Below are 21,782 nucleotides of genomic sequence, written 5' to 3'. Positions count from 1 at the left end.
ATCAATTTATTAAAATGAAAGGTTTATTGCAAAAGTGTATTGTGTGGTTACAGGTAATGCAACACCACCTGTATTACGGAATTCAGGATCCTGTCCGTTCAACTTTTTGTCTGAATAAATCAACCATGGATTTACTGTTGACCCTTTAAGTGTGAAAGAACTCAAGCCTAATTTTTTCTTAAAATCACTTGGAAACTCCCAACTTAAGGATACATTTTTTAGCCTTACAAAATCACCATCTGCAATTCTAACATCTGAATAATTATAAGTGTTATATGCGATTGATAATTGATCTTGTGTTCCGTAATTTTGAACCAGTCTTTTGTCTGCTATAACCGGAACATTCGTAAACGCTTCATCACCAGGATTGATCCAACGGTTTGTAAAATCTTTTGTAAATACGGTTAAATCATCGTATTGACTATCGTAAGCCTGATTCAAACGTACTTTGTTACCTCCGGATCCTACAACAAACACATATAAAGACCAGTTTTTGTAACTAAATGTATTTGAAAAACCAATTGATTTATTTGGCTCGATAGAACCTTCAAATTTTAAATAATCAGTAACATTTTCTGTATCTTGGAAATTTGCTCCGGTAACACTATCTGTTTCCCCTTCTGCCTGAACAAAAGTTGGTAAACCCTGATTATTTAAACCTGTAAACTGGTAAGAGTACAATGAATTTCTGGGATGACCAACTGTATTTCCTCCATTTGCATCAATTAAATCAAATGCAGAAGGCTGATTTTCTAACTTTGTAATCTTCTGATCATATACAGAGAAGTTTACTGTAGAAGACCATTTAAAATTATTTGTTACAATGTTTTGAGTGGTGAATCCAATCTCAAGACCTTTTGTTTCCATGTTAGCATTATTACCTTGTTTGATTCTTTGTCCACCAACACCTGAAGTCACAACATAATCAACCAAATCAAATGCTTTACGGCTGTAAATATCTGATACAAACTGAACTCTGTTATTAAACATTCCTAAATCAACTCCAATGTTTGTTTCAAATTGCTTTTCCCAGGTTAAATCAGAGTTTTGCAGTTCCTCAATATTGATTCCTGTTTCTCTGTCAGAAATAGCCAAACGATCTGTAATGTAACTCTTGTAAATTGCCAAAGAATTTGTTGCAGGACCTGCAGTAGCGGTAAGTCCGTAAGAACCTCTCAATGCCAAATTATTTATGACTTTTGTATTTTGCATGAATTTCTCTTCCGTTACATTCCATTTTCCACTAAAAGTGTATGTTGGAAGCCATCTTCCTGAACCACTGTTGCCTTGCCTGTTTGATCCGTCATAACGACCAGTAATAGATCCTGTATAACGACGGTCATAAGTATATCCTACTTTTCCGAAGAAACCAACAGTTCTTTCCCTCTCTTCATTAAATCCGTAATAGGAGCTTCCTTCATTGATTATTTTTTCTATAATTCTTGGATCTGTAAATGCAGTAAGCCCTCTGTCAAACTGAAGTCCCGCAGCGGTAAAATTATCATTGCTTCTGTCTAATGAACGTAACTCCGTACCAAAAAAGCCTTCAACTTCGTGTTTTTCATTAAAAGTATTTCTGTAATTAACACTGTTTCTAATATTATAAGAAGTCAATTCATTAGTAAATTTTCTCAAAAACCCTCCATTTGGCAATACCGAAATAGGCTGAGCAGTTAAATCATCCGGGTCTGTATATAAAAATACGTTATCATTTCGAACCGTGGTATTTACACCTTCCACCCCATATTCAGTTCCGGCTTTATAGGCTTCAACAACATTTGAACCTTCATAAATTTTGTGTTCTCTTGATGTGTTTGCATAACGGGCAGAACCGGTTAAATTATAAGTTAAATGTTTGTTGAGTTTATATTCTAAATCCAATTGAAAACGCATGTCTTTTACATCAATTTCTAAAACATTGTTTTGCAGTTCGTTTACAATATTAAAAGGAGCCCAGTTATTTCTGCTATACTCTAAATCTCCATTGTCATCATAAGCTCTAAGTGTTCTGCTTGTATTTAAAACGTAGTTGAATGGGTTAATGTCGAAGTCTCTGGTAACTTTACCAAAAACTACATCTTTTTTACTTTCGTAGCTTCCCGGAGCTCCTTGCTTACGCACAGAAGCCATTGTTGACATAGTGACACTTAGTTTGTCATTAATAAAAAAGGTTCCTTTAATATTTGAAGACAATTGTTTTACGTCATCAGCAATAGTCCATCCCGGATCGGTATAATACCCTAACGAAGCATAAAAAGTATTGTTTTTTCCACCGCCGGAAAAACTTAATGAGTGCGTTTGAGTAAGGGAAGGTCTAAACAAAATCTTAAACCAATCTGTATTAGCCAATTCATATTTTCTTAAGAAATTGTTACGGCTTAAAGGATCATTATTTACCAAATAACTATCGGTTTCTGGCACATAAGTATTAATAGCCTTACTTAAAATATTATAAACTCCACCAGATCTTCCTTGCAATGTTGTTGGAATGTCCAGAAATCCTTTTTGTTCCATTTCTTTCAAAATACTCATTGACTCCTGAGAGTTTAGAATATCATATTGCGTATAGCTCGGTACCGTTCTAACTGAATTTTCTACTGAGTAAGAAACTTTTAAAGGTGAATCTCTTCGTCCTTGTTTGGTGGTAACAACTACAACTCCGTTTAAAGATCTGGATCCGTAAATAGAAGTTGCAGATGCATCTTTTAAAATTTCAATGCTCTGAATGTCATTAGCATTTAATCCCGCAACAGAAGAGCTTAACAACGTTTCTGAATTTCCTGAAGCTAAATCTGCAAAGGATATATTGATAATATCCTCCTGTACTACACCGTCAATAACCCATAATGGTTTGGTATCTCCAAAAATAGAGGAAGATCCACGCACTGTGATTTTTGGAGCTGTTCCAAAAGTACCCGTAATATTCTGAACAGTTACCCCTGCAGCTTTCCCCTCTATCATTCTGCTAATATCTACGACACCATCAACTTTTAGCTCTGCGCCGGATATTTTACTAACCGCTCCGGTAAAAGTTCTTTTTGATGTTTTTTCGTAACCTGTTGTTATTATAACTTCTTTCAGGTTTTGACCTGATTCATTCAAGATAATTGTTGGATTGGTATTTTCAATTCCAATTTCTTTGGTTTCCATTCCAACATAAGAAATTACTAATTGAGTACTATTAGCCGGCATTTCGATCGAAAAGTTTCCATCAAAATCAGTTAAAACAGCTACTTTAGTTCCTTTTGCAAGTACAGTGGCTCCAGGTAACGGACTCCCGCTGACATCAGTAACTTTTCCTTTAATGATTGGCCCTGCAGATAAAATTTCAAATAAGGGATTATGAGATTTATCATTGCTAAAACCATCTAATTTGGTGTTTTTCTGCAAAATAATCTGATTGCTTATTTCTGCATATGTAATATTGAATGGCTTCAAAATTCTGTTGAGGATACTTTCCAAAGTTTCCTGATTTGCCTCAATGCTAACTTTTTGATTTAGCTGAGGCAATCTTGAGTTATATGAAAATTTTACACGAGCTGATTTTTCAAGTTTGTTCAACGCATTGTCTAAACTTAAATTTTCAACTGCAATAGTAACTTTCGTATCTAATTTTCTTTGTCCACTCACACTGTTTGCCATGGTAACACTTGAAAATACAAGTGCTAAGACGAACTGAAATAGCGTTATTTTCATGATTCGATGGAGTAATCGTTGTTTCACAACTGGTTTTTTCATAATTTTGGTTTGGTTTTAATTATACTATTCGAGTGTATTTAGAAACTAATAAATGACTCTTTACAGAGAGTGATTTATACTTTTTAGTGTCGAATATGTTACAGCATATCGGCACTTTTTTTTGTGGTGTTTTTTACATAGGCAACAAATTGATTTTTTTATTTATTATTATAGATTTTCATTGTCAAAAACTTAATTACACCCCTGTGATGTTATTACAATTTGATTTCCGTTCATTTCAAAACTGGTATCATTTCCAATACTTTTACAAATAATTTTGAGTTTTTCTGACAATGGCTGATCGCTTAATGAAGTAGTTAAATGACAATCTTTTAATTTATCTTTAGGGAAATCAATTTCAACCAGATAAGCTTGTTCTATTGTTTTAAAAATCTGCACAACAGGAATATCCGTGAATTCAAAACTTAATTGTTCAATATTACCAACGTTACTAACTAATGTCTTATCTTCTGTTATATTAGTTATTATATTGAAACTTAAATCTTTTCTTAAAAAACGCAAAGCTTCATTTGGCAATAAAACAATCTCTTGTTTTGAGTTTCCTGTCAATTCATTTGAGCTTACTTTTACTTTACCGGTTCGAACAAGCACTTCAACATTTGGGTGGTCTGAATAAGCTCTTACCCGAAAACTCGTACCAACTACTTTTGTAATGATTTCGTTAGCGTAAACAATGAAAGGTTTTTTGGGATTTTTACTAATTTCAAAAAAACCTTCTCCGCATAAATAAACCTTTCTCTCGTTTCCGGCAAAGATTTTAGGATAACTTAATTTACTGTCTGGCTGTAATAAAACAGAACTGCCATCTGACAAGGTAATTATTTGAGGTTTGTTCGAATTGTTTGTCTGTTCAACAAGTCCCTCGCTATTTTCTTCTATAAGTTCTTTATAGGTGACATCAGTATGATTGATATTAAATTGATTATTATAAAACCAAAGTGATATTAAACCAAAAAATAAGGAAGCGGCAATTCCAGCCCAGTACTGCTTTAAATATTTGACTGAGTTATGTTTAATTGTTTTACTGCCATTTTCTTTTACTTCAATTTTAAGCCAGGTTGATTGTAATGCAGCAGTAATTTCTGAAGAGGAAATTTTATGGGCAGGCACTTTCATTGCTAACAATAAAAGTCTTGCATCTTCAACCAATTTTGCGCGTTGTTGCTTTTCTAAAGTCCATTCTTCCCAGCCTTGTTCATCAATTTTGGACAAAACCCACAATTGAAATGACTTATCGGCTAAAAAATCTTCAAGTTCGGTATAATGATTACGTTTTTGCATCTATGAAATAAGGTTTATAAAAACATAGAGGACAGTTTTCTTTTTATATACTCACCTATTTATGATTTTTTTTTATTTTTTTTAAGATAATTTTAAAGCACACCTGAAGAAAGCAATACCAGTATCGAAAAACTCCCCTTCCATTCTTTACGAAGCTTAAGTAAACCACGATATAAAAGATTATTTGCTGATTGATAATTTACATCTAACATTTCTGCAACTTGTTCTATTGACAATCCCTGGTTATATCTTAAAAAAAGTGCCTCTTTTTGTCGGGAAGGTAAATCATTCAATAATTTATTGAGATACAAAACACGTTCTGCGGTAGTTTCATCATCTATAAGTTCATATTCAATCGAAAAATCAAAAAGAAATTCAATTGAATCTGTGGTGGTTATTTTTCTAAAAATATGGTCACGTTCATATAGTCGTGCAATTCTTTTTCGAACACTTGAAAGCAGATAAGCTTTTACAACATTCGGTTCCTGCAAGGATTCACGATATAGCCAAATGTCTGCAAATACATCCTGAACACAATCCTGAACTTTTTCTGCAAAAGGAGAAAATGAATTTCCATAATTTATTAAATCGCCATAATACTTTTCAAACAGTAAAGAAAATGACTTTTCATCGCCTGCTTTAAGTTTTCTCCAAAGTTTATGATCATCGTAGGTTTTTATTGTCAAAATTTGAGTCTTCATAAATATTTAGGATTTTATATTTGAAATATCATCCTAACGTACTTTTAAAAATCAACATTTATAATTAAATAAATTCTTTATAAAGTAATTTATTAGTGCTAAAATCTAATTGTAAATAAGAATGAAAGTAAATAATTACAAAAAATAACAGTAATTTAACATTATAATTAATTTTTGTTTTATAAATATAGGAAGCCTAAAATTTAAAACCAATTTTTTTACAGAAAAGTAAAGTTTATTTAAACTTTTTAAGATTTTCTCATTCTAATTAGGCAAAAAAAAACCTTACTATTATTTAGCAAGGTTTTTTTGTGAATTTATTAATCACTTTAAAAAGCAACATTCCATCTGGGTAATTTTCCATTTTCGTCTAAAAAATTCTGCAAAACCAGACCTTCAACAGTTGTTGGAATCGCTTTTATCGCTGCATTATAAGTTTCATACCAAACCACTTCAAGTTCTGATATATTTTCTAATTTCATTTGCGCTGGCCAGGAGTACTTTCTTCCTGTTTTTGCAAATTGATGACCGTTTACGATTTTATCGTATAGACCACCATTTTTATTTTTTAAAGTACCATCATTCTGAACCGTTCCGGTAGAACCTACCATAATTAATTCTCTTGCATCACCTTCGACAGCATACACAATAAAAACTCCTGCACCTTCAGGAGCATTACAAACTTGCTCTAAACTATCTTCAACTGTAAAAGCAAAACTGCGGCTTACTTTAAACTTTTTTAATTCTTTGTACATACTTTTATTTTTAAGCTACTAAATATTGATAATCAGGGCAGCTAAGTTTTTAATTTTTATTCCGTACATTCTAAAAATGTAAAAAAGTCTCAACAAAAATATTGAGACTTTTGGAATTTATTATTTCAAAATATTGGAAGTTATCCCAACACTTCTTTTACTTTTTTACCAATTTCAGCTGGTGAATCAACAACATGTATTCCGTTGTCTCTCATAATTTGCTTTTTAGCAGCAGCGGTATCATCAGAACCACCAACAATAGCACCTGCATGTCCCATTGTTCTGCCAGCAGGAGCAGTTTCTCCGGCGATAAATCCAATGACTGGTTTACGGTTCCCATCTGCTTTTACCCATTTAGCAGCATCAGCTTCTAACTGACCTCCGATTTCACCAATCATAATGATTGCTTCAGTCTCTGGATCGTTCATTAATAATTCTACAGCTTCTTTAGTTGTAGTTCCAATAATTGGATCTCCACCGATACCGATTGCTGTTGTAATTCCTAAACCTTGTTTTACAACCTGATCTGCAGCTTCATAAGTTAAAGTTCCAGATTTAGAAACGATACCAACTGTTCCTTTTTTGAAAACGAAACCTGGCATGATCCCAACTTTAGCCTCTCCGGGAGTAATGATACCAGGACAGTTAGGTCCGATTAATCTTGAATTTCTTTCTTTAACATAATTATTAGCCTTGATCATGTCTGCTACAGGAATTCCTTCTGTAATAGCAATAATTACTTTAATTCCGGCATCAGCAGCTTCCATAATTGCGTCAGCAGCAAAAGCTGGTGGTACAAAAATGATAGAAGTATCGGCTCCGGCCTGATCAACAGCATCTTTTACTGTGTTAAAAACCGGACGGTCTAAATGGCTTGTACCTCCTTTACCCGGAGTAACACCACCTACAACATTAGTACCGTACTCAATCATTTGAGAAGCGTGGAAAGTTCCTTCGCTTCCTGTAAATCCCTGAACAATTATTTTGGAATCTTTATTAACTAATACACTCATGATATATATTTTATGTAGTTTTTAAAATTGTGATGCAAAAGTAAGGTTTTGTAACTTATTTTCACCTTTTTTACGGGCAAAAAATATCACGAAAATTGACTCATTTGATAACCACGATACAATTTGCCGTCTTTTATCTGCCAAATCGTAAAAAAATGGGCCAATAACATCTCTTCGCGTGGATTTTCAATCGTTTTAACATAATGGGAATAACGTACTGAAACTAAGTCATCTTCGGCGATTATATGACTAATTCTGACTTTTGAACGAACATAAGCACGATTTAATTCATTAGCCATGTTTATTATTGAATCGTAATCCATATGGATTAACCCTCTGCTGCTATTCCACTCTATAGTAACATCCGGATGCAGATAGGTTTTAAAAATTTCACTATCAATCAGAGCATCCGATTTATAAAATTTTTGTACAAATTCTTTAATAGACATAGTTATTTCAGTTTACTTAAAATTTCAGGAATTTTTTTGATATTGGCTAACTGTTTCAACTTTTCTCTTGATTCTTCTATTGGAGTACCAAAATATGTTTTTCCGCCTTCTACTGATTTAGTGACACCAGTTTGGCCCAAAACAACTGCTTTTGCGCCAATTGTAATTCCACTGGTGGTTCCAACCTGTCCCCAAAGCGTTACTTCATCTTCAATAATTACGCAGCCTGCAATACCAGTTTGAGAAGCGATTAAACATTTCTTCCCAATTACAGTATCATGTCCAACATGAACCTGATTATCTAGTTTTGTACCTTCTCCAATTTTTGTATCTCCAGTTACTCCTTTATCTATTGTACAAAGCGCACCAATTCCAACATTGTCTTCAATCACTACTCTTCCGCCCGAAACCAACTGATCAAAACCTTCAGGACGCTTTTTATAATAAAACGCATCAGCTCCTAAAATAGTTCCGGCATGGATAATCACATTATCTCCAATTACAGTATGATCATAAATTGAAACATTTGAATGGATAAGGCAGTTTTTGCCAATTGTAACGTGGTTTCCAACAAAAGAATTTGGCTGAATAACGGTTCCTTCACCAATTTTTGCAGATGGGGCAATAGGAACATTCGCAGATTGAAAAGGCTTAAAGTGCTTTGTTAAAATATTGAAATCTCTGAAAGGGTCATCAGAAATTAAAAGAGCTTTCCCCTCAGGACAATCTACTTTTTTATTGATTAAAACAATTGTTGCTGCAGATTGCAAAGCTTTATCATAATATTTTGGATGGTCAACAAAAACAATATCTCCCGGTTCTACAACATGAATCTCATTCATCCCTAAAACCTGAAAATCTTTGTCTCCTGTAAATTCGCAATTAAGCAAATTTGCAATTTCTTCTAAAGAATGACTCTTTTGAAATTTCATATATTATAATTAGAAAATTTGTCAATTAGAAAATGAGTCAATTAGAATGTGAATATACAAAAATATGTCGGTTCACAAATATCTAATTGACTCATTGTCAAAGATCTTAAAAAAAATACTATTCTTTTACACGCTCCATGTAAGAGCCTGAAGCTGTGTCAATTTTAATTTTATCTCCTTCGTTAATGAATAGCGGAACGTTTACTGAAGCACCTGTTTCAACCGTAGCTGATTTTGTAGCATTTGTTGCTGTATTTCCTTTTACTCCCGGCTCAGCATAAGTCACTTCAAGGATTACAGATGCAGGCATATCAACAGATAATGGTAAATCTGTTTCTGTATTGATTTGAACCATTACATTTGTCCCTTCTTTTAACAAATCCGGAGCATCCAAAATATTTTTGTTTAAAGAAATCTGCTCAAATGTTTCTGCATTCATAAAATGAAACTCGTCACCTTCAGGATATAAAAACTGGAAAGTATGTGTTTCAACCCGAATAACATCAATTTTATGACCTGCTGAAAATGTATTATCCAAAACTTTTCCTGAGGTTAAACTTTTTAATTTTGTTCTTACGAACGCCGGGCCTTTCCCAGGTTTCACGTGTAGAAATTCAATAATTTTATAGATATCGTGATTAAATTTAATACACAATCCGTTTCTAATATCTGCTGTAGATGCCATTTTATTTGTTTTTATTTAATGTTTGTCTTTATTCTATCCTGATTCGATGAACGATAACCAATAATGAATAAATTTTATTTAATAATTTCCTGAATATCCTTTCATTACACCTCTTGATGAATTTCTGATGAAATCTAAAATTTCATCTCTCTCAGGAGTTGCTTCCATTTCTGCTTCGATAATACTCAGAGCCTGAGTTGTATTATAATTTTTTTGGTATAAAATTCTATAGATATCCTGTATTTCCCTGATTTTTTCTGTTGTAAACCCCCTTCTTCTAAGTCCAACTGAATTGATACCAACATATGATAGTGGTTCTTTTGCAGCTTTTGTATATGGCGGAACATCTTTTCTTAATAATGATCCTCCTGAAATCATAGCGTGATCTCCAACACTAATAAACTGGTGAACAGCGGACAATCCTCCAATAATCGCATAATTACCGATAGTAACGTGACCTCCTAAAAGTACACCGTTAACAATGATTGCATTATTACCGACATGACAATCATGAGCAATATGTGCAGTTGCCATTATTAAACAATTATTTCCAATAACTGTCTGGCCTGAAGCTATTGTTCCTCTATTAATAGTAACACATTCTCTTATCGTACAATTATCTCCAATGATAGCCAAAGAATCTTCTCCTCCAAATTTTAAATCCTGAGGAACTGCTGAAATAACCGCACCCGGAAAAATATTGCAATTTTTACCGATACGTGCGCCTTCCATGATAGTTACATTTGAACCTATCCAGGTACCATCACCAATAACAACATTATTATGAATTGTTGTAAAAGGCTCAATTACTACATTTTTAGCGATTTTAGCGCCAGGATGAACATATGCTAATGGTTGATTCATCTGTATATTTTATATTTTAATAAATAGTCTAATTGGGCAACAAACCTAAACAATAATTTTAGATTAATTACTGTTTTTTTGCAATTTGCGCCATTAATTCTGCTTCAGCAACTAATTTTCCGTTAGCATAAGCATTGGCCTGCATGTGACAAATTCCTCTTCTTATAGGAGAAATCAAATCACATTTAAATATCAAGGTATCTCCAGGCAAAACTTTATGTTTGAATTTAACATTATCTATTTTCATGAAATAAGTCAAATAATTTTCAGGATCAGGAACGGTACTCAGAACTAAAATTCCACCAGTTTGCGCCATTGCTTCAACGATTAATACACCTGGCATTACAGGAGCATCAGGAAAATGTCCAACAAAGAAATTTTCGTTCATTGTTACATTTTTCAATCCAACTACATGACTTGATGACATTTCAATAATTCTGTCAATCAACAAAAATGGAGGTCTGTGAGGTAAAACTGCCATAATTTTATGAATATCCATCAATGGCTCCTGATTCAGGTCATAAACAGGAATTTGATTTCTCTGCTCAATCTTAATGATTTTTGCTAATTTTTTAGCAAATTGGGTATTCACATAATGACCAGGTTTGTTCGCTATAATTTTACCCTGAATTCTTACTCCAATTAAAGACAAATCACCAATAACATCCAGAAGTTTATGTCTTGCAGCTTCGTTTGGGTAATGCAAAGTCAAATTATCAAGAACACCATTTGGCTTAACAGAAATCTCATCTTTTCCAAAAGCCTTTTTTAGACTCTCCATCGTCGAATCGGAAATTTCTTTATCAACATAAACAATAGCATTATTTAAATCACCGCCTTTTATCAGTCCATTTTCCAATAAAGACTCCAATTCATGTAAAAAGCTAAAGGTTCTTGAATTTGAAATTTCATCTTTAAAGTCAGCAATACTTTTTAAAGTAGCATTTTGAGTACCTAAAACTTTAGTACCAAAATCTACCATTGCAGTAACCTGATAATCATCACTTGGCATGACTAAAATCTCACTACCTGTCGCTTCATCAGTAAATGAGATTACCTCTTTTACTACATAAACATTGCGTTTTGCATCCTGCTCTTCGATTCCTGCTTTTTCAATAGCCTCAACAAAATATTTTGAAGAACCATCCATAATAGGCAGTTCTGAAGCGTTTAATTCTATAATAACATTATCCAGATCACACCCTACTAAAGCAGCTAAAACATGTTCAGGAGTTTGAATTTTTACACCTAATTTTTCTAAATTGGTACCTCTTTGTGTGTTAACAACATAATTGGCATCTGCCTCAATTATCGGCTGACCTTGCAAATCAATCCTAACAAAAGTGAAACCATTATTAATCGGAGCAGGTTTAAAAGTCATTGTAACTTCTTTTCCAGTATGCAATCCAACTCCTGTTAGTGAAATTTCATTCTTGATGGTCTTCTGTTTAACCATTATTTCCATTTTTTGGGTTTATTATTTGTTTCTTTAATTCTTCAACTTCAGCCACAATTTTAGGCAGATTTTTAAAGTGGACATACGACTTATTAAAATCTGTGTATCCAAGTGACGGCGTTCCTTGTAAAACTTCATCATCTTTAATATTCCTAGCAACTCCAGATTGTGCCTGAAGTCTTACATTATTACCTATTATTAAGTGACCTGCAATGCCAACCTGCCCGCCAATCATACAGTTTTCACCAATTTTAGTAGAACCAGCAACCCCTGTCTGAGCTGCAATTACAGTATTTTTACCGATTTCAACATTGTGAGCGATCTGAATTTGATTGTCTAATTTCACCCCTTGTCTAATAATCGTAGAGCCAAGCGTAGCCCTGTCTATTGTAGTATTAGCACCAATATCTACGTTGTCTTCAATAATAACGTTACCAATCTGAGGTACTTTACTATACACTCCTTCTTCATTTGGCACGAAACCAAAACCATCTGCACCGATAATGGTGCCTGAATGAATTGTACAGTTATTTCCAATTACAGTTTCTGAATAAATTTTAGCGCCGGCAAAAATATATACATTATCACCAATAACAACATTATCACCAATAAAACTGTTTGGATAAATTTTTACGTTATTTCCTAATATTACATTTTGGCCTACATAACTAAAGCTTCCTAAATACAGATTTTCTCCATGTTTAGTTCCTTCAGACATAAAAGAATGTGGTTCTACTCCGTTCTTATTGAGTTTTACCTGATTATAAAAATGTAATAATTTTGAAAAAGAGGCATAAGCATCTTCAACTTTTATCAAGGTGGTAGTAATTTCATATTCCGGAACAAAAGAATCATTAACAATTGTAATAGAGGCTTTTGTAGAATAAATGTAGTTGATATATTTTGGGTTTGCCAGGAAAGTAAGAGAACCTTCTTCACCTTCCTCTATTTTAGAAAGCCTGGAAACTTCTGCATTGGGATCACCAACAACTTCTCCTTCTAAAATTCCTGCTATTTGTTCTGCTGTAAATTTCATCTTATTAGATTATATTTTTTATAGGAATAAGATGGAACTCACTAGAAAACGTTCTGCTTTATTCAAAAAATATGTACTGGTTCGTTTCATTCCGACAAAAATATAAAAAATAGGTTTTAAATATTAATTTTAAATAAGTTGTTTTGGAAAACAGATGTAATATTTTGTCACCAACTTAGATAAAGATTTCAAATTCAACTGGTCAGATGCCTCAACAACATCTTCAATTGTTTTATCTTTTTTCAAAATCCGTATAGGTTCAGCCTCTTTACTGTAGGCCTGATTTTTAATTTTTCCCCTAAAAATAAAGTAACCTGCTTCAAGCTGGGAAATATTATGCTCCTCTGCAAATTCCTCTTTCATTGCCTGATATTCTTCCATCGGAATTTTTTCGGCAGTCATTTTAATCTTTAGCAAATCCCTGTTAATAATCATTTTACTCAAAGTTGACAAAATAAAATCAGGATGTTTTTGCCATGCTTTAAGCGCGCTTATAATATCGAAATCGTCCAATTGAGAAAATAAGTCCAATTTTTCGGCATCAAAGTTTTCAAGTGAAATTTTATTGTGCATAAAATACGAAAGAGGTTCACTACAAGGTAGTTTAATACCCTTTAATGTTAATTCTTTTGCGCGTTTAAGTACTTTCATCAAAATTAATTCGGCCACGAGACTTGTTTTATGCAAATAAGCCTGCCAGTACATCAGCCTTCTTGAAAGTAAAAATTTTTCTACTGAATAAATTCCTTTCTCTTCTATAACTAAAACATCGTTTTCCACATTCATCATCTGGATGAGTCGCTCAGAATTTACATTTCCTTCTGCAACTCCGGTGTAAAAACTATCCCGTTTTAAATAATCCATTCTGTCCATATCCAGCTGGCTCGAAATCAATTGCAGCATGAATTTTCTGTGGTATTCCCCTTTAAAAACCTGAATTGCCAGACTCAGCTTCCCATCAAATTCATTATTTAGCTGATTCATAAACAGCAATGAAATAGCTTCATGATTGACATCTTCTACTATACTCTTTTCCATCGCATGCGAAAAAGGACCATGACCAATATCATGCAGCAAAATAGCGATTAATAAGGCACATTCCTCATCACTTGAAATAGCAACTCCCTTAAAACGAAGTGTCTCGACTGCTTTTTGCATCAGATGCATACAGCCTAAAGCATGATGAAAACGTGTATGGTTAGCCCCAGGGTAAACCAAATATGACAATCCCATTTGAGAAATGCGCCGCAAACGCTGAAAATAAGGATGCTGAATTAAATCATAAATAAGCTCATTCGGAATAGAAATAAAGCCATAAATCGGATCATTGAATATTTTTAACTTGTTGATATGATTCACTATTCTGCTATTTTTTTTGGTCAACAAATATAGGTAATTAAGCATAAACCGTTTTCAGTTTTTATTTTAAAAACAAAAAGAGATTCATTTTTACTAAGAGAAAAACAAAACATCAGTCAAATTTCTGAGCCGCTTTTTTTTTTAGATGTTAATAACTAAGTATTAGTTTTGGTACTGTTATAAAGCCTGTCATTTTCAAAATTAATATATTTGAAAGTAACAAAAATTTGGAAAATCATGAGAATAGAAACCGATCTTAAATTAGGCTTTAAAGATGTAATGATCAGGCCCAAAAGATCTACTTTAAAAAGCAGGGCTGAAGTGTCTTTAGAAAGAAATTTTAAATTTTTGCACAGTACAGCCTCATGGACAGGAATTCCAATTATGGGAGCAAATATGGATACTGTTGGTACTTTTGAAATGGCTGCTGTTTTAGCCAAAGAAAAACTTTTTACAGCTATTCATAAACATTATTCTTTAGAAGAATGGAATAGTTTTCTACAAAATGCAGCTTCTGATTTCTATAATTATATAGCTATTAGCACCGGAACAGGAAAAGAAGATGCTATGAAAATTGCTAAAATTATTAAAGCTAATCCATCATTAAAATTTATTTGTATTGATGTTGCTAATGGATACTCAGAACATTTTGTCCTGTTTTTAAAACAAACGCGTGAACAATATCCTGACAAAGTTATTATTGCTGGAAATGTAGTAACAGGCGAAATGACCGAAGAATTATTATTAGCTGGAGCTGATATTGTTAAGGTCGGAATTGGTCCTGGTTCCGTATGTACAACCCGTGTAAAAACCGGTGTGGGTTATCCGCAGCTGTCAGCTATCATTGAATGTGCTGATGCTGCTCATGGATTAGGAGGCCATATCATTAGCGACGGAGGCTGTACAACTCCGGGTGATGTTGCCAAAGCTTTTGGGGCAGGTTCAGATTTCGTAATGCTTGGCGGAATGCTGGCCGGACATACAGAAAGCGGTGGTGAATTAATCGAAATAAAAGGCGAAAAATATAAACAGTTTTACGGAATGAGTTCTGCAACCGCAATGGACAAACATTCCGGCGGAGTAGCTGAATATAGAGCCAGTGAAGGAAAAACAGTTCAGATTCCGTTTAAAGGTAACGTCATTAATACAGTTTTGGATATTTTAGGCGGTTTACGCAGTACCTGCACGTATGTCGGTGCTTCCCGACTAAAAGAACTAACAAAACGAACCACTTTTATCCGCGTAAGCGAACAGGAAAATCAGGTTTTTACAAAATAAATTATGATTAAAATTACTGAAGCCTCAATTGAGGATATTACTAAAATTCAAAAAATTGCACATACAACCTGGCCAATTACGTATGGTCAAATTTTAACGAAAGATCAATTAGATTATATGCTGGATTTAATTTATTCTGACGAGGCCTTAACCGGTCAGATGGAGAAAAAAGAACAATTATTCTATTTGATTTCAGAAGATGAAACAATTTTAGGCTTTATTGGGATTGAACACAATTACCAAAGTCAGGCTATAACTAAAATTCATAAAATTTATCTTTTGCCGGAAACACAAGGAAAAGGTATTGGTAAAAAAGTAATCGAAGAGATTCAAAAACTGGCTTTAGAAAATCATTCAACCAGCTTATCCTTAAATGTGAACCGATTCAATACGGCATTAGGTTTTTATAAAAATATTGGTTTTGAGATTAAAGAAGATGTTAATATTGAAATTGGTAATGGCTATCTGATGGAAGATTATGTGATGGAGAAAAAATTGTGATCATCTCACAACTATATCATGCTTAAACAATAAACCTTTTACTTCATTCAAAGCAAAAACAGCTTTTTTAAGTTTCGTTTTAGATGGATCAATGGTATAATTGTAACTCGTTTTGAAATCGGCTTTGTTGGCAATTGCTTTGTCAAATTCCGACCGATACAAATCACAATTATCAAAAAGTACATTTGTAAGATCGGCAGCCATAAAATCAACAGCAATTAAACTGCAGTTTGTAAATGTAGTCCCTTTTATTTTTAGGGTATAAAATTTCGAAAAATCTAAAACGCACTCGTTAAAATGAATTTCGAAAATCAATTTATCACACATAGCAAAATTCACATCTTTTATTTCACACCGATTAAAAGTTACTGTCCTAAAAGCCACATAATTGATTTTTGCTTCATTAAAAACACAATCGTTGAAAACGCAGTCAATAAAAGTAACTGCTAAAAACGTACAGGCCGAAAAATTACAATTATTAAATACACAAGATTCAAATTCTTTAAAATTAGCGCCGTCTCTATCATAATTGATATCGGAATACACTTTATCTAAAAAATATTGACTTTTCATTAAAATTAATTTCGATTTAAAATAAAAACGCAAAAATCAAAAGTATGATAATTGCGTTTGGATCATGAATATGTTGTACTTTTATTTTTTATGTACTCTTCTTAAAAGAAAAACGGCAATTACAAAAAAGATTCCCAGAAACACTATGGCCAAACGAGGACTTCCCGTAATCTGATCAATAATTCCGTAAAGTGCCATTCCTATCACGATTCCGATTTTTTCAGCTACATCATAAAAGCTAAAAAAAGAAGCCGTATCTTCGGTTTCAGGTAATAATTTTGAATAAGTAGATCTTGATAATGACTGAATTCCTCCCATTACAAATCCTACCATTGTTGCCATTACATAAAAATGAACAGGTAATGTAATAAAATAAGCAAAAACACAAAAGCCTACCCAAACAACATTAATTGCAATCAAGGTCGGGATATTACCAAATTTATCAGAAGCTATTGAAGTTAAAACAGCTCCTAAAACCGCTACTAATTGTATCAATAAAATACAAATTATCAAACCTGTTGTACTTTCTTCTTTAGATGCCCACTGAATTTCCTGTGCTCCAAAATAAGTAGCTACAAGCATTACAGTCTGGACCGCCATGCTTGATACAAAAAACCCACCTAAATACCTTTTCAGAGGAATATTATCTTTCAATATTGCCCAAACCTTTTTCAATTCTTTGAAACCATTAAAGACAAATTGTCCGGAAAGTTTTCGATTAGTTTCTTTATTTCCTTTTGGCAAATAATAATAAGTGTACTGGCTAAATAAAATCCACCACACACCAACCATAACAAAAGAATATCGCATGGCTTTCATAGCAGCTTCACCAGATGTTTTTCCTGTAATTCCGAAAATTTCAGGCTTCATAATCATTCCTAAATTAATGATTAGTAAAATTACACTTCCAATATACCCCAATGAATATCCCTTAGCACTAATTTTATCCTGCTGTTCCGGAAATGCAATATCCGGCAAATAAGAATTATAAAAAACCAAACTTCCCCAATACCCTATCAATCCTAAAAAGTAAAATAAGAGACCAACGTAAATATTTTCGAGTTCAAACCAATACAATCCCGTACAAGACAATGCTCCAACATAACAGAAAAATTTCATGAACGATTTTTTATTCCCAACATAATCTGCAATTCCGGAAAGTAACGGAGAAAAAAAGGCTACAAATAAAAATGCTAAAGCTGTAATAAAACTAATTAAAGCCGAATTTTTCAGCTCTAACCCGAAGACTTCTATATAATGTCCTCTATCTGAAAATAATGCTTCGTAAAAAATAGGAAAAACTGCTGATGCAATGGTTAAGGTATAAACTGAATTTGCCCAATCGTAAAAAGCCCAGGCGTTCAATAATTTTTTACTCCCTTTAGGTAAGTTCGTCATGGTTATGGTTTTGAGGGCTAATTTATTTATTTTTTTCTATAAACATCACCGAATATAGATTAATAAATAATCAATGATTTGTTTTATTGATGATGATAGGGTTCGTTTCTTAAAATAGTAAATCCACGATACAATTGTTCTATAAAAAATAGACGTACCATCTGATGTGAAAAAGTCATCTGCGAAAGCGAAACCTTGCCTTTTGCCTTATTATAAACTGCCTCTGAGAAACCATACGGACCGCCAATTACAAAAACCAGCGTTTTAATTCCGGAATTCATCTTTTTCTGCAACTCTTCAGAAAAACCAACACTAGAGAAATTTTTCCCATTTTCATCCAATAAAATGAGTTGATCTGTTGGCGTTAATTTAGATAAAATCAACTCTCCTTCTTTCTCTTTTTGCTGGCTTTCAGATAAGTTTTTTACGTTTTTAATATCTGGAATGATTTCTAAATCAAATTTTATATAAAACGACAATCTTTTTGTATAATCGTCAATTAAATTTTGCAATGATTTATTATCGGTTTTGCCAATGGCGATAAGTTTGATATTCATTTCTCCAAAATATTTTAATTTTTAGAAAATTTATTTTCAAAGATTTTAAATCGCATATCTAAATCTTTCAGTAATTCATTTTTTACAGATACATCCTGTATAAAACTGTATTTAATACTGTTATAAACATACTGCTTTATTGTTTGGTATGAAACATCAGGATATCTTTTTGCCAGTAGCACGAATTGTTCTGTCATATTAGTTCTTAGAATTCCCGCATCATCAGTACTAATTACAATTGGCACATTAAACTCTTTATAAAGTGTAAAAGGATGCCTGCCTTCTTTAACTTTCAAAATAAATTCGTTACTGGCTAAATTAATCTCAATCGGGATATTATTTGTTGACATATATCGGAGTAAATCATACGAATTTGCTTCAAAAGCAATATCAACCCCATGACCAATTCTATTAGCACCAGCAATATAAATCGCTGAATTAATATGCCAGGTCAAGTCTTCCGGTTGTACCAGACCTAAAGTTAATTCACCGGCATGTAGGGTATATTTTACATCTGGAAAACGTGAATGACAATATTTAAACATAACCATATGAAGCCAATAATCTTTCATTGAGGTTTCGCCATCTTCAGGAGAGACAATATTTACTCCGGCAACGAGTTTACTTTCATTTGCAGATATAAAATCAATAACCAAATTCTTAAACAGATCAACAGGTTCCATGAAACGCAGTACAAAATTTTGATAACGCATTGTAAAACGCTCGTCATCTATTTTTAAGTCTTTATGCAATTTCGCAATAAAATTAGTATTGAAATCTTCAGCATACTTTTTAGCATCTCTTTGGTGAATGATTTTATATAAATCATCAAGGAGTTTTAAGACAGCCTTTTCATCTTTTTGACTGGCAGCCTTACGAAGTTTCAGGTTAAAATCATTTAAATCATCTACCTTCATATCACATGGAATCGTAGCCAATTGCGTTTCAATATAACTTACATTTTCAGAAAGTGCACGGTTTTTTAGTTCTGTTAAGCCCTCTGCAAAATGTCCTTCAATTGCAGGAGAAAACTTTTGAAAAGAATCAAAAAACAAATCATCAGAAGGTACAGACACACCATTAAAGTCTTTGGCAGACCAGGTTTGCATAACCTGCTGCTTATAAAAAGGAAGTTTGCCCTGATTTTTAAGTGATGAAAAAGTTTCCGAATTTCCTTTTGTCGGTTTTGTTTTAGAAACTTCCATGGTTTCTAAATTCAGATAAAAATCTTCTGCTATAGCCCTGTTTAAAAGAGGTTCAGCATAAATAGATCCTGAAAAATGGTGGTGTAAATCGCCCCCTTTTGGCATTTGCTGAAAAAATGCAGTTAAGGCAGCCTCATTGTTTCTGATTTTTTCTAAATAATTTGCAGCTGGTTGAGAAAAATTAAATTGGGCTAGCAAGAAACAGAAAAGTGTAATTATCCTCGTCATACTCTAAGTTTAAATTACAAGCAAATATAGCTAATTTTGAAAAATCTGTGATACAATTATTTTTCATAATGAATTCTTTCAAATCCAATATTTTAAATTTCAAAGATTTTTTAGCATTTGTATCCTTTTTTTTTGGATAAAAGATCAAAATAATTAATTCTTGGTTATCCGATTGTTTTAGAGAATTATCAAAAAAATAAAATTTAATATATAACTATTACGATTTCATTTTTTTATTAATAAGCAATTTTCCTCTTTTCGCTTGTAAAATTGAGTGTATCGTGAATTTTTATATTCAGTATTTATGTTTCAATTTGTTTGTTTAACTTTGTTCAAAACATATAAAAATGAAACAATTAGTTATATTACTTTTAGCCTTCGCTACATTTTCATGTACAAATGCTCAAAAAACGGAAAAGCAAAGTTTTTCTGAAGAAGCTTTAAGTGAAAAATTATTTTCTGTTGACGGCAGTCAGACTGCATTCGAAGATATTATAAAAAATTACAAAGGAAAGAATTTAGTAATTGAAGTTTGGGCTTCCTGGTGTGGGGATTGCGTAAAAGCGATGCCTAAAGTAAAAGAACTTCAAACCAACAACCCTGATGTATCCTATTTATTTATTTCGGCTGATAAAACAGCTGATAAATGGAAAAGCGGAATTGAAAAGCATCAATTAAAAGGGGATCATTATATGATGAATGAAGGAATGAAAGGTGCTTTTGGAAAAGCAATAGATTTAGACTGGATTCCAAGATACATCATTATTGACAAAACCGGAAAAATTGTAATATACCGTGCCATAGAAACCGATTTTGATAAAATCAATGAAACATTAAAAAATCTGAAATAGATAATTTCAAGATAAACAATCTTTAAAATTTATAAAAAAATAAAAAATTAATAACTATCCAAAATGAGAAAACAAATTGTTGCGGGAAATTGGAAAATGCATAAAAATGCCGGCCAAACCGAAGAATTATTAAACGAATTAATTACAAAAATACCAGCAAAAACAAATGCTCAGGTTATAGTAGCACCAACGTTTGTGAATTTAGCAGCTGCAGTTAGCAAATTAAAAAATACTCCTATTGAAGTTTCAGCTCAAAACATTCATCAGGCAGAAGGTGGCGCTTTTACCGGAGAAATTTCTGCTGATATGCTAAAAAGCGTTGGGGTAAACACAGTAATTTTAGGTCACTCAGAGCGCAGAGCTATTTTTAATGAAACGGATGCTCTGATCGCTAATAAAGTTGACGCAGCTTTAAAGCATGAAATGACTGTTATTTTTTGTTTTGGAGAAGAATTAAAAGATCGTCAATCAGACAATCATTTCAATATTGTTGAAAATCAATTGCGTGATGGATTATTTCACATTTCAAAAGAATCATGGTCAAATGTAGTTTTGGCCTATGAGCCAGTTTGGGCTATTGGTACAGGCGAAACAGCTTCTCCTGAGCAGGCACAGGAAATGCACGAGTTTATCAGAGAAACAATTCGTAAAGCTTTTGGAAATGATATTGCTGATGAAGTTTCTATATTATACGGTGGTTCAGTTAAACCGGAAAATGCAAAAGAAATCTTCTCTAAACCTGATGTAGATGGCGGTTTAATTGGAGGAGCAGCTTTAAAAGCAGATGATTTTCTAGCTATTGTAAATGCAATTTAATTTTTATTGACACTATCCCAAAAAGTGTGTAAGTTGAAAAGTTTAGGCTCCTGTTTTTATAATCGGAGCCTTTTTTCAAATATAA

20 protein-coding genes are annotated in these 21,782 nt (G+C 32.9%); 4 read left to right on the top strand and 16 right to left on the bottom strand.

All coding sequences use genetic code 11. From position 1 onward, the window contains the following. Positions 1-9: 9 nt before the first annotated feature. From GXM17_RS19300 to GXM17_RS19245, 12 genes are all read right to left on the bottom strand, one after another. Entirely contained in the window at positions 10-3,738 is a 3,729-nt protein-coding gene (locus tag GXM17_RS19300) for a SusC/RagA family TonB-linked outer membrane protein (RefSeq protein WP_163401180.1), read from the bottom strand. Between the two features lie 192 nt (positions 3,739-3,930). After that, on the bottom strand, positions 3,931-5,040 hold the full coding sequence (locus GXM17_RS19295; protein ID WP_163401179.1) for a FecR family protein: 1,110 nt from the start codon (positions 5,038-5,040) through the stop codon (positions 3,931-3,933). Positions 5,041-5,132: 92 nt separating this feature from the next. Then, on the bottom strand, positions 5,133-5,741 hold the full coding sequence (locus GXM17_RS19290) for an RNA polymerase sigma factor (RefSeq protein ID WP_163401178.1): 609 nt from the start codon (positions 5,739-5,741) through the stop codon (positions 5,133-5,135). A gap of 329 nt (positions 5,742-6,070) precedes the next feature. Further along, positions 6,071-6,496: a hypothetical protein gene (locus GXM17_RS19285; RefSeq protein WP_163401177.1), complete on the bottom strand. Its 426-nt coding sequence runs from the start codon at positions 6,494-6,496 to the stop codon at positions 6,071-6,073. A gap of 140 nt (positions 6,497-6,636) precedes the next feature. After that, entirely contained in the window at positions 6,637-7,509 is an 873-nt protein-coding gene (sucD, locus tag GXM17_RS19280) for a succinate--CoA ligase subunit alpha (protein ID WP_163401176.1), read from the bottom strand. Positions 7,510-7,595: 86 nt separating this feature from the next. Continuing rightward, the gene (locus GXM17_RS19275) at positions 7,596-7,958 is read right to left on the bottom strand and encodes a nuclear transport factor 2 family protein (RefSeq protein WP_163401175.1); all 363 of its coding nucleotides are present in this window, start codon (positions 7,956-7,958) and stop codon (positions 7,596-7,598) included. A gap of 2 nt (positions 7,959-7,960) precedes the next feature. Then, complete coding sequence (locus GXM17_RS19270; RefSeq protein WP_163401174.1) at positions 7,961-8,890, bottom strand: UDP-3-O-(3-hydroxymyristoyl)glucosamine N-acyltransferase; 930 nt, start codon at positions 8,888-8,890, stop codon at positions 7,961-7,963. Positions 8,891-9,008: 118 nt separating this feature from the next. After that, a complete protein-coding gene (gene efp, locus GXM17_RS19265; protein ID WP_163401173.1) occupies positions 9,009-9,575 on the bottom strand; it encodes an elongation factor P in 567 nt (188 codons plus the stop codon). Positions 9,576-9,653: 78 nt separating this feature from the next. Continuing rightward, entirely contained in the window at positions 9,654-10,439 is a 786-nt protein-coding gene (gene lpxA / locus GXM17_RS19260; protein WP_163401172.1) for an acyl-ACP--UDP-N-acetylglucosamine O-acyltransferase, read from the bottom strand. Between the two features lie 67 nt (positions 10,440-10,506). After that, the gene (locus GXM17_RS19255; protein WP_163401171.1) at positions 10,507-11,895 is read right to left on the bottom strand and encodes a bifunctional UDP-3-O-[3-hydroxymyristoyl] N-acetylglucosamine deacetylase/3-hydroxyacyl-ACP dehydratase; all 1,389 of its coding nucleotides are present in this window, start codon (positions 11,893-11,895) and stop codon (positions 10,507-10,509) included. Next, positions 11,888-12,931, bottom strand: a complete 1,044-nt coding sequence (gene lpxD / locus GXM17_RS19250) for a UDP-3-O-(3-hydroxymyristoyl)glucosamine N-acyltransferase (RefSeq protein ID WP_163401170.1) — start codon at positions 12,929-12,931, stop codon at positions 11,888-11,890. The genes GXM17_RS19255 and lpxD overlap by 8 nt, the downstream gene beginning before the upstream one ends. Positions 12,932-13,060: 129 nt before the next feature. Continuing rightward, positions 13,061-14,290 carry an HD domain-containing protein gene (locus GXM17_RS19245; protein ID WP_163401169.1) on the bottom strand — a complete coding sequence of 410 codons (1,230 nt, stop codon included), beginning with the start codon at positions 14,288-14,290 and terminating at the stop codon, positions 13,061-13,063. A 237-nt stretch (positions 14,291-14,527) separates the two neighbouring features. Here GXM17_RS19245 and guaC point away from each other — a divergent pair, with 237 nt between their 5' ends. Then, positions 14,528-15,568, top strand: coding sequence for a GMP reductase (guaC, locus tag GXM17_RS19240; protein ID WP_163401168.1), 1,041 nt, complete (start codon positions 14,528-14,530; stop codon positions 15,566-15,568). A 3-nt stretch (positions 15,569-15,571) separates the two neighbouring features. After that, complete coding sequence (locus tag GXM17_RS19235; RefSeq protein WP_163401167.1) at positions 15,572-16,069, top strand: GNAT family N-acetyltransferase; 498 nt, start codon at positions 15,572-15,574, stop codon at positions 16,067-16,069. On the opposite strand, the gene GXM17_RS19230 is transcribed toward GXM17_RS19235, so the two are convergent. From GXM17_RS19230 to GXM17_RS19215, 4 genes are all read right to left on the bottom strand, one after another. Continuing rightward, positions 16,070-16,642: a pentapeptide repeat-containing protein gene (locus GXM17_RS19230; protein ID WP_208796466.1), complete on the bottom strand. Its 573-nt coding sequence runs from the start codon at positions 16,640-16,642 to the stop codon at positions 16,070-16,072. Between the two features lie 81 nt (positions 16,643-16,723). Next, the gene (locus GXM17_RS19225; RefSeq protein ID WP_163401166.1) at positions 16,724-18,040 is read right to left on the bottom strand and encodes an MFS transporter; all 1,317 of its coding nucleotides are present in this window, start codon (positions 18,038-18,040) and stop codon (positions 16,724-16,726) included. 83 nt (positions 18,041-18,123) lie between these two features. After that, a complete protein-coding gene (rlmH, locus tag GXM17_RS19220) occupies positions 18,124-18,597 on the bottom strand; it encodes a 23S rRNA (pseudouridine(1915)-N(3))-methyltransferase RlmH (protein WP_163401165.1) in 474 nt (157 codons plus the stop codon). A 14-nt stretch (positions 18,598-18,611) separates the two neighbouring features. Next, the gene (locus tag GXM17_RS19215) at positions 18,612-20,030 is read right to left on the bottom strand and encodes an amidohydrolase family protein (protein WP_163401164.1); all 1,419 of its coding nucleotides are present in this window, start codon (positions 20,028-20,030) and stop codon (positions 18,612-18,614) included. Between the two features lie 347 nt (positions 20,031-20,377). Between GXM17_RS19215 and GXM17_RS19210 the strand changes: the two genes are divergently transcribed. Together GXM17_RS19210 and tpiA are read left to right on the top strand one after the other, a co-directional pair. After that, a complete protein-coding gene (locus GXM17_RS19210; protein WP_163401163.1) occupies positions 20,378-20,881 on the top strand; it encodes a TlpA family protein disulfide reductase in 504 nt (167 codons plus the stop codon). Positions 20,882-20,944: 63 nt separating this feature from the next. Continuing rightward, positions 20,945-21,697: a triose-phosphate isomerase gene (gene tpiA, locus GXM17_RS19205; RefSeq protein WP_163401162.1), complete on the top strand. Its 753-nt coding sequence runs from the start codon at positions 20,945-20,947 to the stop codon at positions 21,695-21,697. Positions 21,698-21,782 lie beyond the last annotated feature (85 nt).

The organism is Flavobacterium fluviatile (genome assembly GCF_010645065.1).
GTDB lineage: Bacteria > Bacteroidota > Bacteroidia > Flavobacteriales > Flavobacteriaceae > Flavobacterium > Flavobacterium fluviatile.
The sequence above is the reverse complement of the archived record's forward strand: the minus strand, read 5'-3'. Positions and strand labels throughout refer to the sequence as shown.